General features: G+C 63.4%; 13 protein-coding genes. All 13 read left to right on the forward strand.

What is annotated here, in order from left to right; translation table 11 throughout:
• The 13 genes from E1832_RS12355 (at window position 1) to E1832_RS12410 (ending at window position 15113) form a co-directional block, all read left to right on the forward strand.
• Window positions 1-1881: an AMP-dependent synthetase/ligase gene (locus E1832_RS12355; protein ID WP_133360075.1), complete on the forward strand. Its 1881-nt coding sequence runs from the start codon at window positions 1-3 to the stop codon at window positions 1879-1881.
• Window positions 1882-1921: 40 nt separating this feature from the next.
• On the forward strand, window positions 1922-3082 hold the full coding sequence (locus E1832_RS12360) for an ABC transporter substrate-binding protein (RefSeq protein ID WP_133360076.1): 1161 nt from the start codon (window positions 1922-1924) through the stop codon (window positions 3080-3082).
• Between the two features lie 352 nt (window positions 3083-3434).
• On the forward strand, window positions 3435-4493 hold the full coding sequence (locus tag E1832_RS12365) for a TRAP transporter substrate-binding protein (protein WP_133360077.1): 1059 nt from the start codon (window positions 3435-3437) through the stop codon (window positions 4491-4493).
• Window positions 4494-4575: 82 nt separating this feature from the next.
• Window positions 4576-5160, forward strand: a complete 585-nt coding sequence (locus E1832_RS12370; protein WP_133360078.1) for a TRAP transporter small permease — start codon at window positions 4576-4578, stop codon at window positions 5158-5160.
• The gene (locus E1832_RS12375) at window positions 5157-6653 is read left to right on the forward strand and encodes a TRAP transporter large permease (protein ID WP_133360079.1); all 1497 of its coding nucleotides are present in this window, start codon (window positions 5157-5159) and stop codon (window positions 6651-6653) included. Before E1832_RS12370 ends, E1832_RS12375 begins: the two co-directional genes overlap by 4 nt.
• 277 nt (window positions 6654-6930) lie before the next feature.
• Entirely contained in the window at window positions 6931-8469 is a 1539-nt protein-coding gene (locus E1832_RS12380) for a benzoate-CoA ligase family protein (RefSeq protein WP_133360080.1), read from the forward strand.
• A complete protein-coding gene (locus E1832_RS12385; RefSeq protein WP_133360081.1) occupies window positions 8469-9296 on the forward strand; it encodes an alpha/beta fold hydrolase in 828 nt (275 codons plus the stop codon). Before E1832_RS12380 ends, E1832_RS12385 begins: the two co-directional genes overlap by 1 nt.
• A gap of 104 nt (window positions 9297-9400) precedes the next feature.
• Window positions 9401-9757: a DUF309 domain-containing protein gene (locus E1832_RS12390; protein ID WP_133360082.1), complete on the forward strand. Its 357-nt coding sequence runs from the start codon at window positions 9401-9403 to the stop codon at window positions 9755-9757.
• 169 nt (window positions 9758-9926) lie between these two features.
• Window positions 9927-11585, forward strand: a complete 1659-nt coding sequence (gene boxC / locus E1832_RS12395; protein ID WP_133360083.1) for a 2,3-epoxybenzoyl-CoA dihydrolase — start codon at window positions 9927-9929, stop codon at window positions 11583-11585.
• Between the two features lie 86 nt (window positions 11586-11671).
• A complete protein-coding gene (boxB, locus tag E1832_RS12400) occupies window positions 11672-13123 on the forward strand; it encodes a benzoyl-CoA 2,3-epoxidase subunit BoxB (protein ID WP_133360084.1) in 1452 nt (483 codons plus the stop codon).
• Between the two features lie 176 nt (window positions 13124-13299).
• Entirely contained in the window at window positions 13300-13476 is a 177-nt protein-coding gene (locus E1832_RS22535; protein WP_165978870.1) for a hypothetical protein, read from the forward strand.
• Window positions 13473-14669 (forward strand): benzoyl-CoA 2,3-epoxidase subunit BoxA, encoded by a 1197-nt coding sequence (gene boxA, locus E1832_RS12405; protein WP_133360085.1) that lies wholly within the window; start codon window positions 13473-13475, stop codon window positions 14667-14669. The genes E1832_RS22535 and boxA overlap by 4 nt, the downstream gene beginning before the upstream one ends.
• The gene (locus tag E1832_RS12410; protein ID WP_133360086.1) at window positions 14670-15113 is read left to right on the forward strand and encodes an acyl-CoA thioesterase; all 444 of its coding nucleotides are present in this window, start codon (window positions 14670-14672) and stop codon (window positions 15111-15113) included.
• Window positions 15114-15128 lie beyond the last annotated feature (15 nt).

Below are 15128 nucleotides of genomic sequence, written 5' to 3' on the forward strand. Positions count from 1 at the left end.
ATGAACATTCAATCGACCGACCAGATCGAGGTCAACGGCGTGCGGGTCAACGCGGTGCCGGGCACACGTCCGGCGCTGGTGGATGATTGCGACACGGTGGTCAAGCTGTTCGCCCGGCGCTGCGCCGAGATGGGCGACCGGACCGCGCACCGCGAAAAGGATCTGGGCATCTGGCAGTCCTACAGCTGGCGCGATTACTGGGACCACGCCAAATGGCTGGGGCTGGGCCTGCGCGCGCTTGGGTTGCAGCGCGGCGAGGTGGTCTCGATCCTGTCCGAGGACCGCAAGGAATGGCTCTATGCCGATATGGGCATCCAATGCGTCGGCGGCATCGCCTCGGGGGTCTATACCACCGACTCGGCCAGTCAGCTGGCATATATCCTGAACGATTCGGACAGCCGGTTCCTGTTCGTCGAGGACGACGAGCAGCTCGACAAGTTTCTCGAGATCGAGGATCAGGCGCCGCAGGTGCTCAAGGTCATCATCCTGGAGAAAGAGGGGCTGCACGACCTGCGCCACGACAAATGCGTGTTTCTCGAAGATCTTTACGAGACCGGCCGCGCCTTCGAGGCCGAGAACCGCGGAGTCTTCGAGGCGGAGATCGAAAAATCCCGACCCGGCGACACCGGCCTGCTGATCTATACCTCGGGCACCACCGGCGCACCCAAGGGCGCGATGCTGAGCCAGGAGAATATCGTCGGCGCCATGGTCTCGGGCTCTCATGCGCTGCCCGCGCTGGCCAGCGATCAGCAGCTTTGTTTCCTGCCGCTCTGCCATATTCTGGAGCGCGACGTGTCGGTCTATTTTCCGCTGGCCGCGCGCGCCACGGTGAATTTCGCCGAAAGCCCGGAGACGGTGTTCGACAACCTGCAGGAGGTCTCGCCGGATCATTTCACCGCTGTGCCGCGGGTGTGGGAAAAGATCTATTCGCGGGTGCTGGTGCTGGCGCAGGAGGCAACGCCGGCGGGACGTCTGGCGTTCCACATGGCGCAAAGGGCCGGCGCAAGGCGGGCCGGTTACCTGCTGGCCGGCAAGCGTCCGCCGCTGGCGGTCTCGGCGTATTACGCGATCTGGGATTTCCTGGTGCTGCGCAACCTGCGGCGGATGCTGGGGATGGACAAGATGCGGCGCGGCGCCACCGGCGCGGCGCCGATCTCGCCGGAGTTGATCAAGTGGTACTGGTCGATCGGGGTAAGGCTGATCGAGGGCTACGGCATGACCGAGAACGCCGGGCTGGCCACCGTCAACCTGCCCGACGACAACAAGCTGGGCACCGTCGGCAAGCCGGTGCCGGGGTTCAAGGTACGCATCGCCGAGGACGGCGAGATCCAGACCTATGGCCTGAACAATTTCCAGGGCTACTGGCGCAACAACGAAAAAACCGCCGAGACCTTTACCGAGGACGGCTGGCTTCGCACCGGCGATGTGGGGCGGCTGGACGAGGACGGCTTTCTCACCATCACCGGGCGGCTCAAGGACATCATCATCACCGCGGGGGGCAAGAACATCACCCCGGCCGAGATCGAGAGCCGGCTGAAGTTCAGCCATTATATCGCCGATGCAGTGGTGATCGGCGACCGGCGCAAATACCTCAGCTGCCTGATCATGATCGACCAGGAAAATGTCGAGAAGTTTGCGCAGGACCAGAAAATACCGTTCAGTGATTTTGCATCGCTCTGCGCCGCGCAGGAGGTGATCGAGCTGATCGGCCGCGAGGTCGAGCAGGTCAACAAGGAGTTCGCGCGGGTGGAGCAGATCAAGGATTTCCGCCTGATCAACGTGCTCTTGACGGCGGAGGACGAGGAACTGACCGCAACCATGAAGCTCAAGCGCAGCTTTGTGGAAAAGAAGCACAAGGCGCTGATCGACGACATGTACTGAACAAGACGCGAAACGTACGTTTTTCTTAGGGAGGAAGACCATGAAGAAACTGACAACGGTCCTGGCCGCCGCGGCATTGGCCGCCGGTCTCGCCGGCAGCGCCGGCGCCGAGACCCAGGGTGTGAGCGATGACGAGGTGGTGTTCGGCTCGGTCAACGACCTCAGCGGCATCTTTGCCGCGGTGGGCGTGCCGGCGGTGAACGGCGCCAACCTGCGCTTTGACGAGGTGAACGCCGCGGGCGGTGTGCATGGCCGCAAGATCCGTTTTGTGGTCGAGGACAACGGCTATCAGATCCCGCGGGCGATGCAGGGCTATAACAAGCTGCTGAATCGCGACAAGGTGTTCGGAATGCTGCTGTCGCTGGGCACGCCGATGAACCTGGCGGGCTTCAAGCTGCTCGATCCCAAGGGCATTCCCAATGTCGGCCCGCTGTCGGCGGCGCGCGACATGCTGCAGGATCCGATGCACAACAAGTTCACCGGCTTTTCCAGCTACTGGGATCAGATCCAGGAGGGGGTGAAATACCTTGCCGCCGAGAAGGGGGCCAAGACCATCTGCTCGATGTACCTGCCCACCGATTTCGGCAAGGAGATCGGCGACAGCACCAAGGATGTCTCGGCCTCGCTGGGGCTGACCTTCGCGGGCGAGACCACGCACAAGCCCGACGAGCTTGATTTCGTCGGATCGCTGACCAAGCTGAAGGCGGCAGAGTGCGACGTGATCACCCTGGCGCTGGGCGTGCGGCAGGCGATCACCGTGGTCGGGACCGCCAAGAAACTGGGTTGGAACGACGTGATGTTCCTGAACACCTCGGCCGGGTTCCTTGCGGTTGTGGCCGCTGTGCCGGGCGGCGTGACCGAGGGGCTCTATGCCGCAGCCGGCTGGGTCGACCTGAAATCGCGCGCCGATGATCCGTCGGTCGCCAAGTTCATGGCCGACTACAAGGCCAGGTTCGACCAGGATGCCGGCGGCTTCTCGATGCTGGGTTATTCGGCGGCCGATACGGTGATCCGCGCGCTTGAGGCGGCGGGGCCGGACCTGACACAGGAGAGCTTCATCAAGGGGATGGAGACGCTGGATTACTATGACGCGCTGGCGGATGCGAAAATCACCTATGGCGCCGAGGATCATCAGGGCGCCGACGAGGTGGTGATTTCTGTGGTCGAGGGCGGTCAGTGGAAGGTGCTGAGCCGTCAGTGACGCGGGTGTCGTTTCACCTGGAAATCAGAACCGGCGCGGGGTCCGCGCCGGTTTTCTCGTTCTTGCCGCGCATCTTGTCCACCGCAACAGGACAGGCGGTATTGCTTTGCGGAACAGGGCGCTGGGCAAGTGAAGGGTGACGGGTGCTCAAACAAATTCTAATAGGCGTTACCGAAAACATGACTTGCAAGCGATTTTCGTTACACTAGACAGAGCGCAAGGCGCATTACCCTTTCGGGTAATAATATTTCGCTTGTGGAGGCAGGCGCAGAAGGAAAGAATAGGCAATATATTGCATTGCTGAGAAAGTAAGGCATTATATTGCCAGTATCTGGTCAAAGGGAGGAATCACATGACCAAACGGAGAAGTGTTCTGGGCCTGGTGGGCGGCGCTGCCGTCGCTGCGCTGGCGTCCGGGCTGATGGCGACCTCGGCGATGGCGCAAGAGGTTACGCTGAAGCTGCACCAGTTCCTGCCGGCGCAAGCCAACGTGCCGAAGCTGGTTCTCGATGTCTGGGCTGACAATGTGGAAAAGGATTCCGGCGGCCGGATCAAGGTTGACCGCTATCCCTCGATGCAGCTCGGCGGCAAGCCGCCCGAACTGCTGGACCAGGCGATCGACGGTGTGGCCGATGTGGTCTGGACCGTCGTGGGCTATACCCCCGGCCGGTTCCCCGGCACCGAGGTGTTCGAGCTGCCCTTCATGATGACCAACGCGCGCGCGGTCTCGCGGGCCTATTGGGAAATGTTCGAAGCGCACTGGAAAGACACCGATTTCCAGAACGTGCACATCCTCGGCACCTGGGTTCACGGCCCCGGCCTGATCCACTCGGCCGATCCGGTCGAGACCCCCGACGATCTGCAGGGCATGAAAATCCGCGGTGGCTCGCGTTCGGTCAACGCGCTGCTGACCGAGCTGGGCGCCACCCCGGTCGGTATGCCGGTTCCGGCGATCCCCGAGGGTCTGTCCAAGGGTGTGATCGACGGCACCACGATTCCGTGGGAAGTGACCTCGGCGCTGAAGGTGCCGGAGCTGGTGGAGAACCACACCGAGTTCACCGGCGGCGCGCTGTACACGCTGACCTTCGTTCTGGCCATGAACAAGGAAAAGTATGACAGCCTGCCCGACGACCTGAAAAAGGTGGTCGACGACAATTCGGGGATGGAGTTCTCGGTCTTTGCCGGTGGCACCCAGGCCGATTCGGATGGCCCTGCGCGTCAGATCGCCGAGGACATGGGCAACAACATCATCACCCTGGACGAAGAGCAGACCGCTGTCTGGCGCAAAGCCTCGCAGCCGATCTACGATGCCTGGCTCAAGGACATGAGCGACAAGGGCATCGACGGCCAGGCGCTGCTTGATGAGGCACAGACCCTGATCGCCAAATACACCCCGATGTACGCCAAGTAATCGCGTGTATTCCTAAGTAGCCGCGGCGGCCCTGTCGCCGCGGCTCATTTTTTCAAGACTGGCAAGAGCCGAAAGGGTAAGCATGCACGCGTTGTTCACCGGTCTGGCCCGGTTCATGGCGGTGTTGGGGGGGCTGGTTCTTACAGCGCTGATCCTTCTCACCTGCGTCTCAATCCTGGGACGAAGCCTGAACGGAATTCTCCACAGTGATTTCGTCATGGGGATCGCCCCGGACCTGGCGCATTGGCTGATCGACATCGGAATCGGTCCGGTCAATGGCGATTTCGAGCTGGTCGAGGCCGGCGTGGCCTTTGCGATCTTTGCCTTTCTGCCGCTGTGCCAGATCACCGCCGGACATGCCTCGGTCGACATCGTGGCCAATGCGTTGCCGCGCGGCGCCAACCGGTTCCTGCGGATGGTGACCGAGGTGGTCTTTGCCCTGGTCCTGATCCTGATCGCATGGAAGCTGGCCGACGGGATGCTGTCCAAGAAGGGCTATGGCGAGACCTCGTTTCTGCTGGAATTCCCGGTCTGGTGGGCCTATGCGGCCAGCCTGTTCGGGGCGGTGGTCGCGGCCATCGTGGGAACCTATATGGCTGTCGTTCGGGTGACCGAATTCCTGACCGGCCGCATTCTCGTCTGGGACGGGGTGGAGACTGATCAATGAGTACGCTTGAAGTCGGGATCGCATCCTTTCCCGCCCTGATGGTCCTGATCTTTTTGCGGGTGCCGATCGGGCTGGCCATGTTCGTCGTCGGACTGGTCGGGCTGGTCATCGTCGGCGGCGATACCACGATCGCCTTTGCGCGGCTGAAAAGCGAAACCTACACAACCTTTTCCAGCTATTCGCTGACCATCGTGCCGATGTTCCTGCTGATGGGGCATTTCGCGACCCTGGGCGGCATGTCGAACGCGCTGTTCAAGGCTGCCGAGGGCTGGCTGGGCCACCGCAAGGGCGGCGTCGCCATGGCCGCGATCGGCGCCTGCGCCGGGTTCGGCGCGATCTGCGGCTCGTCGCTGGCCACCGCCGCCACCATGGGCCGCGTGGCGTTGCCCGAGCTGAAGCAATACGGTTATGCCGGCGGGTTTTCGACCGCGACGCTGGCCGCGGGCGGCACGCTGGGCATCCTGATCCCGCCCTCGGTGGTGCTGGTGATCTATGCCATCCTGACCGAACAGAACATCGCCAAACTGTTCCTGGCGGCCTTCATTCCGGGCCTGATGGCGGCACTTGGCTATGTGCTCGCCATCTCGATCTATGTGCGGCTGTTCCCGGAGTCGGCCGGCACCCGGCCGCGGGTTCCATATGCCGAGCGGTTCGCCGCCCTGTTCAAGGTCTGGCCGGTGCTGCTGGTCTTCGGGATGGTTGTCGGTGGCATCTATCTGGGCTGGTTCACGCCGACCGAGGGCGCCGCAGTCGGCGCCGCCGGTACCGGTCTGATCGCCTTTCTCAATGGCGGGCTGACGCGGGTATCGCTGATCGACAGTTTCCATGTCACCGCCCGATCGACCGCGATGATCTTTTTCATCGTGCTGGGCGCGGGGTTCTACAATGGGTTCCTGGCATTGACCCAGGTGCCGCAGGAGCTGTCCAATTATGTCGTCAGCCAGGGCTTCAGCCCCTGGGTGGTGCTGGGGCTGATCCTGGTCTTCTACCTGGTGTTCGGGTGCCTGATGGACAGCCTGTCGATGATCCTTCTGACCATCCCGATTTTCTATCCGGTGATCAGCGCGATGGATTTCGGCCTGATCCACCTGGCCGACCTTCAGGCGGATGCGGCGATGGAGGTGCTGCGCAACGGCGTGCCCGAGGGTATGGCCTCGGACATGCTGGCGCAGATCAAATCCGCGATCGCCAGCGGTGCCGAACTGACCCGCGAGCAGATGAAGGCGCTGGACATCCGCGTGACCCGGGGCATGGCCAACCGGATCGAGACCGAGCATGTGGCGATCTGGTTCGGCATCCTGGTGCTGATCGTGGTCGAGGTCGGCCTGATCACGCCGCCGGTGGGGATGAACCTGTTCATCATCAACGCGATGGACCGCAAGACGCGGATGGTCGACACCTACAAGGCGGTGATGTTCTTCGTCGGCTCTGACCTGATCCGTGTGGTCATTCTGGTGGCCTTCCCGGCGATCACGCTGTTCCTGCTCAGGTAGGCGCGGCGACAGTCTGATACGTTCAGCCCGGTCCCCGGTTGGGGGCCGGGTTTTCTTTTCTGGGCCGTCCATGGCCCGGAATGCGCACAGAGGACCTGCACGGGCAAGACCCGCCGGGGCGGCCCCCGCGCGGCAGATAGTGCAAAATAATGCCAATTTCTTTGGCACTATCTTGCATATAAGTGCGGAAAATGCATGATACAGACAGCGAGTCCCGGCGCGGCGAGGAGGAATGTCGCCGCCGCCGGGGCAGGCAATCAGTGAGGGAGGAGACCCCATGCACGCATCGGGCAACGCGGCGATCTATTTCGTCGACCGTCATATCGGCGAGGGCCGTGGCGACAAACTCGCCTTTCGCGAGGCGGACGGCGCGAAACGCAGCCTGACCTATGGCCAGCTGGCCGAAGAGACCGCGCGCTTTGCCGGCGCGCTGGACCGCCACGGCGTCCGGCGCGAGGAGCGCGTGGCGATGATCGTGCGCGACCAGATCGAATTCCCGGTGGTGTTCTGGGGGTCGCTCAAGGCCGGCGCTATCCCGGTGCCGCTGAACACGCTGCTGTCCACCGATATCTACGAAGGAATCCTGAGCGATAGCCGCGCCTCGATCCTGGTGGTCTCGGAGGAGCTGTGGGATGTGGTCGCCCCCGCGATCTCGGACAACCGCTATCTGCGGGCGGTGCTGGTGATCGGCGACGCCCCCGAGGGCACCGAAAGCTATGCCGCCTTTACCGAGGGCGCCGAGCCGGTCCAGACCGTTGAGGCGCATGAGGACGAACTGGCCTTCTGGCTCTATTCCTCGGGCTCCACCGGCCTGCCCAAGGGGGTGCGCCATGTCCATGCCAGCCTCAAGGCCACCGCCGACACCTTCGGCGCGCAGGTTCTGGGTATCCGCGAGGAGGATACCGTCTATTCCGTGGCCAAGCTGTTCTTTGCCTATGGGCTGGGCAACGGCATGTCCTTTCCGATGTCGGTCGGCGCCACCACCGTTCTGTTCGGCGGTCGCCCGACGCCCGACGCGGTGTTCGACATCATGAAGACCGAACGCCCGACGATCTTTTGCGGGGTGCCGACGCTCTATGCCGCGGTGGTCGCCGCGCAGGAGGCCGCAGGCGGCAAGCCGGAGCATTCGATCCGCGTCTGCACCTCGGCCGGAGAGGCGCTGCCGCGCGAGATCGGCGAACGCTGGGAGCGGCTGTGGGGGGCCGAGATCATTGACGGCGTCGGCTCGACCGAGATGCTGCACATCTTCCTGTCCAATCGCCCCGGTGACATCGTCTATGGCACCTCGGGGGTCGCGGTGCCGGGTTACGAGGTGCGGCTGGTCGACGAGCACGACGAGGATGTGCCCGAGGGCGAGGTCGGCGAGCTTCTGGTGCGCGGGCCGTCCTCGGCCGACGGCTACTGGAACCGGCGGAACAAGTCGCAATCGACCTTTGCCGGCCACTGGACCCGGACCGGCGACAAATACGAACGCTCGGACGGGGGGCGCTATGTCTACTGCGGGCGTACCGACGACATGTTCAAGGTGTCCGGTATCTGGGTCTCGCCCTTCGAGGTGGAGCAGGCACTGGTCGAACATCCCGCTGTGCTGGAGGCCGCCGTCGTGGCGCGCGCCGATGAAAAGGGGCTGGACAAGCCGGCCGCCTATATCGTGCTGAAAGACGGCGCCGATCCTGCCGTGGCGGCCGAGCTGAAGGATCTGGTCAAGGAAAAGATCGGCATGTGGAAATACCCGCGCTGGATCGAGGTGGTGGAGGAGCTGCCCAAGACCGCGACAGGCAAGATCCAGCGGTTCAAGCTGAGGGGATCGGCGTAATGGCGCATCTGGACTGGTCCGAAACGCCAAAGACTCCGCTGGTGGTGAACGGCGTGACGCTGGAATACAGATGCCACGGCCCGGCGCCGGACCAGGCGCCGACCATCGTCATGCTGCACGAGGGGCTGGGATGCGCCGCGCTGTGGCGCGAATTCCCGGCGAAGGTGGCGGCGCGCACCGGCATGGGTGTGCTGGTCTATTCCCGTCAGGGCTATGGCCAGTCGGACCCGGTCGACCTGCCGCGCCCGCTGGATTTCATGACCCGCGAGGCCGTCGAGGTGCTGCCGCATGTGCTGGACCGGGCGGGGATCTCCCGCTGCATCCTGTTCGGCCATTCCGACGGCGCAACCATCGCCGCGATCTATGGCGGCAGCGTCGAGGATTTCCGTGTGCGCGGGCTGATCCTGATGGCGCCGCATTTCTTTACCGAAGAGATGGGACTGGCCGAGATCGCCAAGGCGAAAGAGGTTTTCGAGACCACCGACATGCAACAGCGGATGGCGAAGTATCACCGCGATCCCGAGGGGGCCTTTCGCGGCTGGAACGACGTCTGGCTCGATCCGGGCTTCAAGGCGTGGAACGTCGGCGAGGTGATCGACTATCTGCGCATTCCGGTGCTGGCGATCCAGGGCCGCGACGACCAGTACGGCACATTGGCCCAGATCGAGGAGATCGAGACGCGCTCCTATGCGCCGGTCGACACCGTGATCCTCGAAGATTGTAAGCATGCCCCGCACCTGGAGCAGCCGGAGCTGACGCTTGACGCCGTGGCGGAGTTTGCCGCCCGGCTGGAGCGGATCGAGGCGGCCGAGGTGGTGCCGGCCTGAGCCCGGTGGATTTCCCGGCCCCTCCGCACGCCTATGTGCCGGGTCAGACCCCCCGGCACCCGGAAGGCCTCTTTGACCGCCTGAGAAACACGGCGCGGCCGGGCATGACGCCTGCCGCGCTTGCCGCGTCGGATGCCTGGGGCGCCGGGTGGCAATATCTGCAACAGGGCTATTTCTGGGAGGCGCATGAGTTGTTCGAGCCGGTCTGGATCGCCCTGCCGCCCAATTCGCGCCAACGCGCCTTTGTTCAGGGTGCGATCCAGATCGCCAACGCCGCGCTGAAGGCCAGGATGGGCCGGCCGCGCGCGGTGCTGCGGCTTTGCGATATCGCGCGGGGCCACCTTGAGGCGGCGGGCCGGACCGGGGCCCGGGCGATGGGGGCCGACCCGGATACATTGCCGGAACGGGCCGAGCGGCTGCGGGCGGCGGCGAATCTGTCCCCCGGCGGAGATGCAGAATAGTGCAAAATAATGCACATACGTGGATTGCGATGTGCAGAAAAATGCAAGCAAATATCTAAATCATTGAAAATCAACAAAACATGATGCGCACTATTATGCATATACCTGTTTACCTGCGGCGGGGAATGTCATAAAGTGCATCCAAGACACGACCTTTCAGGAGCGCGACATGGCCAAAGTGATCGACTTTCAGACCGACCCCTCGAAGTACCGTCACTGGCGGGTCGAATACGATGGGGACATCGCCAATCTCTACATGGATGTGGACGAGAATGGCGGTCTCTTCGACGGCTATCAGCTCAAGCTGAATTCCTATGACCTCGGCGTCGATATCGAGCTGGCCGACGTGGTTCAGCGGATGCGTTTCGAGCACCCCGAGGTGAAGGTGGTGGTGATGCGGTCGGGCAAGGACAAGGTGTTCTGCGCCGGCGCCAATATCCGGATGCTGGGCGGGGCCGCCCATGCCCACAAGGTGAATTTCTGCAAATTCACCAACGAGACGCGCAATACCTTCGAGGCCGCCGAAGAGGATTCGGGCCAAAAGTACATCGCGGCCGTCAAGGGCGCCTGCGCCGGCGGCGGCTATGAGCTGGCGCTCGCCTGCAACTATATCATGCTGACCAACGACAGCACCTCCTCGGTGGCGCTGCCCGAGGTGCCGCTGCTGGCGGTGCTGCCGGGCACCGGCGGGCTGACCCGCGTCACCGACAAGCGCAAGGTGCGCCGCGATCTGGCCGATGTGTTCTGTTCGGTCGAAGAGGGGGTCAAGGGCCAGCGCGCCGTCGATTGGCGCCTGGTGGACGAGGTGGTGCCGAATTCGAAGTTCGACGAGGTGGTGCAGGAGCGTGCCCGCGATTTCGCCGCCAAGTCCGGCAAGGCCGCCGGTCTGGCCGGCATCGCGCTGAAGCCGCTGGAGCGCGCCATCGGCGAGGACAGCGTGACCTATTCGCTGGTCGAGGTCGCCATCGACCGCGCCGGGCGCAAGGCCACCATCACCCTGTCGGGCCCGGATGCCGATGCGCCCGCCTCCATGGACGAGGTGCAGGCCCAGGGCAGCGATGGCTACATGCTGCGGCTTGCGCGCGAGCTGGACGACGCGATCCTGCATCTGCGCCTGAACGAGCGCGAGGTCGGCCTGCTGGTCTTCCGCACCCAGGGCGACCCGGAAAAGCTGATCGCGCATGAAAAGCTGCTGATCGACAATGCCGATCACTGGTTGGCCAACGAGATCCTGAAATACTGGAAACGGGTGCTGAAGCGGGTCGATCTGACCTCCCGCTCGATGGCGGCGATGGTCGAGCATGGCAGCTGCTTTGCCGGGGTTCTGGCCGAACTGCTGTGGTCCTGCGACCGTGGCTACATGATGCTGGACGCCTTCGAGGGCGACAATCGCCCGATGGCCACCGTGACCCTGACCGAGGGCAATTTCGGCCTATATCCGATGAGCAACGATCTGACCCGGCTGCAGACCCGCTTTCTCGGCACACCCGAGACCGTCGATGCGCTGAAGGCCCGGATCGGCGAGCCGATGGACGCCGACGAGGCCGACAAGGCCGGGCTGATCACCTATGCCTTCGACGATATCGACTGGGAGGACGAGGTGCGTATCTTCCTCGAGGAGCGCGCCAGCTTCAGCCCCGACGCGATGACCGGGATGGAGGCCAACCTGCGCTTTGCCGGGCCCGAGACAATGGAAACCCGCATCTTCGGTCGTCTGACCGCCTGGCAGAACTGGATCTTCCAGCGGCCCAACGCGGTGGGCAAGGATGGTGCGCTGCAACGGTATGGCACCGGGGTCCGGGGCGATTACAACATGGAACGGGTCTGACCGACCAGCGGGGCGCGCCAGTGGCGCGCCCTTAGACATGGCGCCGCGGCATCCCGCGCGGGGCAAATTTTCAAGGGAGTGGACGAATGCTCGATCTGATCAATGTCAGCTATGACACGCAAATCCCCAACAATGTCGGGCTCAGCTCGGACAAGCGGGTTCTGAAGGCGCTGGAGAAATGGCACCCCGGCTACATCAACTGGTGGTCCGACCTGATCCCGCAGAACTTCCAGCAGTCGCTGGTCTATCTGCGCACCGCCGTTTCGGTCGATCCGAAAGGCTGGGCGAAATTCGACTATGTGAAGATGCCCGAATACCGCTGGGGCGTTCTGCTGGCCCCCCAGGTTGAAAACCGCACCATCCCCTGCGGCGAGCATTTGGGCGAGCCGGCCTGGCAGGAAGTGCCGGGCGAATACCGCAACCTGCTCAAGCGCCTGATCGTGATCCAGGGCGATACCGAGCCGGCATCGGTGGAGCAGCAACGCTTTCTCGGGCTGACCGCGCCGTCGCTTTACGACATGCGCAACCTGTTCCAGGTCAACGTGGAAGAGGGCCGTCACCTCTGGGCCATGGTCTATCTGCTGCACAAATACTTCGGCCGCGACGGGCGCGAAGAGGCGGACGATCTGCTGCTGCGGTCGTCCGGTTCGGAAGAGGCGCCGCGTATGCTGGGCGCCTTCAACGAGGAAACGCCGGACTGGCTGTCGTTCTTCATGTTCACCTATTTCACCGACCGTGACGGCAAGATGCAGCTGGAAAGCCTGGCGCAATCCGGCTTCGATCCGCTATCGCGCACCTGCCGCTTCATGCTGACCGAAGAGGCGCACCACATGTTCGTGGGCGAAACCGGCGTCGGCCGCACCATCCAGAAGACCTGCGAGGTGATGAAGGCGAACGGGATCGACGATCCCTATGACATCGACAAGATCCGCTCGCTGGGCGTGATCGACCTGCCGACGATCCAGAAAAAGCTGAACCTGCACTACACGCTGTCGCTGGACCTCTTTGGCCAGGAGGTGTCGACCAACGCTGCCAACGCCTTTAACGCGGGCATCAAGGGTCGGTACATGGAGCACCGGATCAAGGACGACCACAAGTTGACCGAGGACACCTACAAGGTTTGGGATCTGGTTGACGGCAATCTGGTGCAGCACGATGTCCCGGCGCTGACCGCGATCAACATGCGCCTGCGCGACGATTACAGCCGCGATGCCGCCGGCGGCGTGACCCGCTGGAACAAGATCATCGAAAAGACCGGCGTCGAGTTCGAGATGAAGCTGCCGCACGAGGCGTTCAACCGCAAGATCGGCGTCTTTGCCGAAAAGCTGTTCGATCCCGAGGGCAAGCTGGTCTCCGGCGCCGAATACGATGATGGCATCAAGAACTGGCTGCCGACCCATGCGGACGGCGACTTCATCCAGTCGCTGATGAAACCGGTCACCGAGCCGGGTAAATACGCCAGCTGGATCGCCCCGCCGAAGGTCGGTATCGACAACAAGCCGGGCGATTTCGAATACGTCAAGCTGCACATGGCCTGACGCCGACGTCACAGGACGGTCCGGGCCGCGCGCCCGGACCGGTTCGCCGCTGACCGCCGCAACGGTTTTGCGGAGACAAACGAAGACATGCTAGGCTGAGAATCGGACGCCCTTTTCCGGGACCCGGTCGGTTTCCCCGGTTCGACACGCGACGCATGTAAGACGGAGCCTCTGCCATGAACATCAGCAGGACCAAAGCCGAAACGCCCCGTTTGAATTCCCTGTCGGTCGAGATTTCTCAGCTGCACGGGCCTTGTGTCGGGTGCGAGGATTGCGTCGGCATGTGCATGGCGCTGATCGACGCCCTGGTTCTGCCGGACGTGATCCTGAGCAAGAAGCGCGAGAGCCAATGAACAAGCCGCTGAAACAGCACCTGATCGACCCCGAAATCTGCATCCGCTGCTACACCTGCGAAATGACCTGTCCGCTCGAGGCGATCGAGCATGATGACAACAACGTCGTGGTCGACGCGTCGAAGTGCAACTTCTGCATGGATTGCATCCCGGTCTGCCCGACCGGCTCGATCGACGAATGGCGGGTGGTGAACGATCCCTATTCGCTGGACGAGCAGTTCGAATGGACCGAACTGCCTGAGCAGGAGGATATTCAGACCGCCGGCGGCGAGGCCGAAACCGGAATGGAGGCGCTGGACGAGGCCATGGCCGCCCTGCTGGCCGACGCCCACGCCGGCGCCGGCGGCAAGGCCAAAGCGCCCGCCTCCGCCTCCAAGCCCACGGTCAACATGTACAACCTCGGCAAACCGGCCGAGGCCACGGTGCAGGGCAACTATCGCCTGACCGCCGAGGAGTCCGACAGCGACGTGCGCCATATCATCCTGGATCTGGGCGGCCTGCCCTTTCCGGTGCTGGAGGGGCAGAGCGTCGGGATCATCCCGCCGGGCACCGATGACGCGGGCAAGCCGCACCTGCCGCGCCTCTACTCGGTCTCCAGCCCGCGTGACGGAGAACGCCCGAACTTCAACAACCTTTCGCTGACTGTTAAGCGCGAGGAAAACGGGCTGTGCTCCAACTACGTCTGCGACCTGCAAAAGGGCGACAAGGTGCAACTGACCGGCCCGTTCGGCGCCACCTTCCTGATGCCCGAGGATTCGCAGGCGCGGCTGCTGATGATCTGCACCGGCACCGGATCGGCGCCGATGCGCGCCTTTACCATGCGCCGCCAGCGTACCGTTGGGGCGAAATCGGGCGGCATGGTGATGTTCTTCGGCGCCCGCACTCCCGACAGCCTGCCCTATTTCGGCCCGCTGAACAAAGTGCCGGAAAGCCTGCTGAAGAAACATCTGGTGTTCTCGCGCATTCCCGGTGCGCAAAAGGAATACGTGCAGGACCGCATGATGGTCGAGGAGGAGGCGGTCGCCGAGATGATCGCCGATCCCAACACCCATATCTATATCTGCGGGCTGCGCGGCATGGAGGAAGGTGTCGAAAAGGCGATGACCAATATCGCGGAAAGCATCGGCCAGCCCTGGGGGGCGCTGCGCGACACCATGCGCAACGAGGGCCGCTATCACGTGGAAACCTACTGAATGACCGAGGCAGGCCAGGGGGCGGAGGCACCGCCCCCCTTCGAGCATGAGATCCGCGTGACCTGGGCCGACTGCGATCCGGCCAAGATCGCCTATACCGGGCGGCTGCCCTATTTTGCGCTGGATGCGATCGACGCCTGGTGGGAACATCACCTGGGCGGCGGCTGGTATCATCTGGAGCTGGATCTCGGCTTTGGCACGCCCTTTGTCCATCTCAGCCTGGATTTCGTCTCGCCGGTCACGCCGCGGCACCGGCTGATCTGCAAGGTCTGGCCAAGCAAACTCGGGACCAAGTCGATCGAGTTCCGCGTCGAGGGCTATCAGGACGGCACGCTCTGCTTCACGGGGCGCTTCGTGAATGTCTTTGTCGTGTCAGCGACCTTTGCCTCTCAGCCGGCGCCGCCCGGCATTCGCGAGCTGGTGGAACCGCTGCTGCGGCCCTGATCCGCCGATTCCCCC

The organism is Antarcticimicrobium luteum, from assembly GCF_004358185.1.
Taxonomy (GTDB): Bacteria; Pseudomonadota; Alphaproteobacteria; order Rhodobacterales; family Rhodobacteraceae; genus Antarcticimicrobium; species Antarcticimicrobium luteum.

What these genes read in the sequence shown, in the direction of transcription:
- E1832_RS12365 (WP_133360077.1), top strand. Translation starts at nt 3,435, where the DNA reads ATGACCAAACGGAGAAGTGTTCTGGGCCTGGTGGGCGGCGCTGCCGTC.
- E1832_RS12355 (WP_133360075.1), top strand. Translation starts at nt 1, where the DNA reads ATGAACATTCAATCGACCGACCAGATCGAGGTCAACGGCGTGCGGGTC.
- E1832_RS12390 (WP_133360082.1), top strand. Translation starts at nt 9,401, where the DNA reads ATGACGCCTGCCGCGCTTGCCGCGTCGGATGCCTGGGGCGCCGGGTGG.
- E1832_RS12380 (WP_133360080.1), top strand. Translation starts at nt 6,931, where the DNA reads ATGCACGCATCGGGCAACGCGGCGATCTATTTCGTCGACCGTCATATC.
- E1832_RS22535 (WP_165978870.1), top strand. Translation starts at nt 13,300, where the DNA reads ATGAACATCAGCAGGACCAAAGCCGAAACGCCCCGTTTGAATTCCCTG.
- E1832_RS12385 (WP_133360081.1), top strand. Translation starts at nt 8,469, where the DNA reads ATGGCGCATCTGGACTGGTCCGAAACGCCAAAGACTCCGCTGGTGGTG.
- E1832_RS12410 (WP_133360086.1), top strand. Translation starts at nt 14,670, where the DNA reads ATGACCGAGGCAGGCCAGGGGGCGGAGGCACCGCCCCCCTTCGAGCAT.
- boxA (WP_133360085.1), top strand. Translation starts at nt 13,473, where the DNA reads ATGAACAAGCCGCTGAAACAGCACCTGATCGACCCCGAAATCTGCATC.
- E1832_RS12360 (WP_133360076.1), top strand. Translation starts at nt 1,922, where the DNA reads ATGAAGAAACTGACAACGGTCCTGGCCGCCGCGGCATTGGCCGCCGGT.
- E1832_RS12370 (WP_133360078.1), top strand. Translation starts at nt 4,576, where the DNA reads ATGCACGCGTTGTTCACCGGTCTGGCCCGGTTCATGGCGGTGTTGGGG.
- boxB (WP_133360084.1), top strand. Translation starts at nt 11,672, where the DNA reads ATGCTCGATCTGATCAATGTCAGCTATGACACGCAAATCCCCAACAAT.
- boxC (WP_133360083.1), top strand. Translation starts at nt 9,927, where the DNA reads ATGGCCAAAGTGATCGACTTTCAGACCGACCCCTCGAAGTACCGTCAC.
- E1832_RS12375 (WP_133360079.1), top strand. Translation starts at nt 5,157, where the DNA reads ATGAGTACGCTTGAAGTCGGGATCGCATCCTTTCCCGCCCTGATGGTC.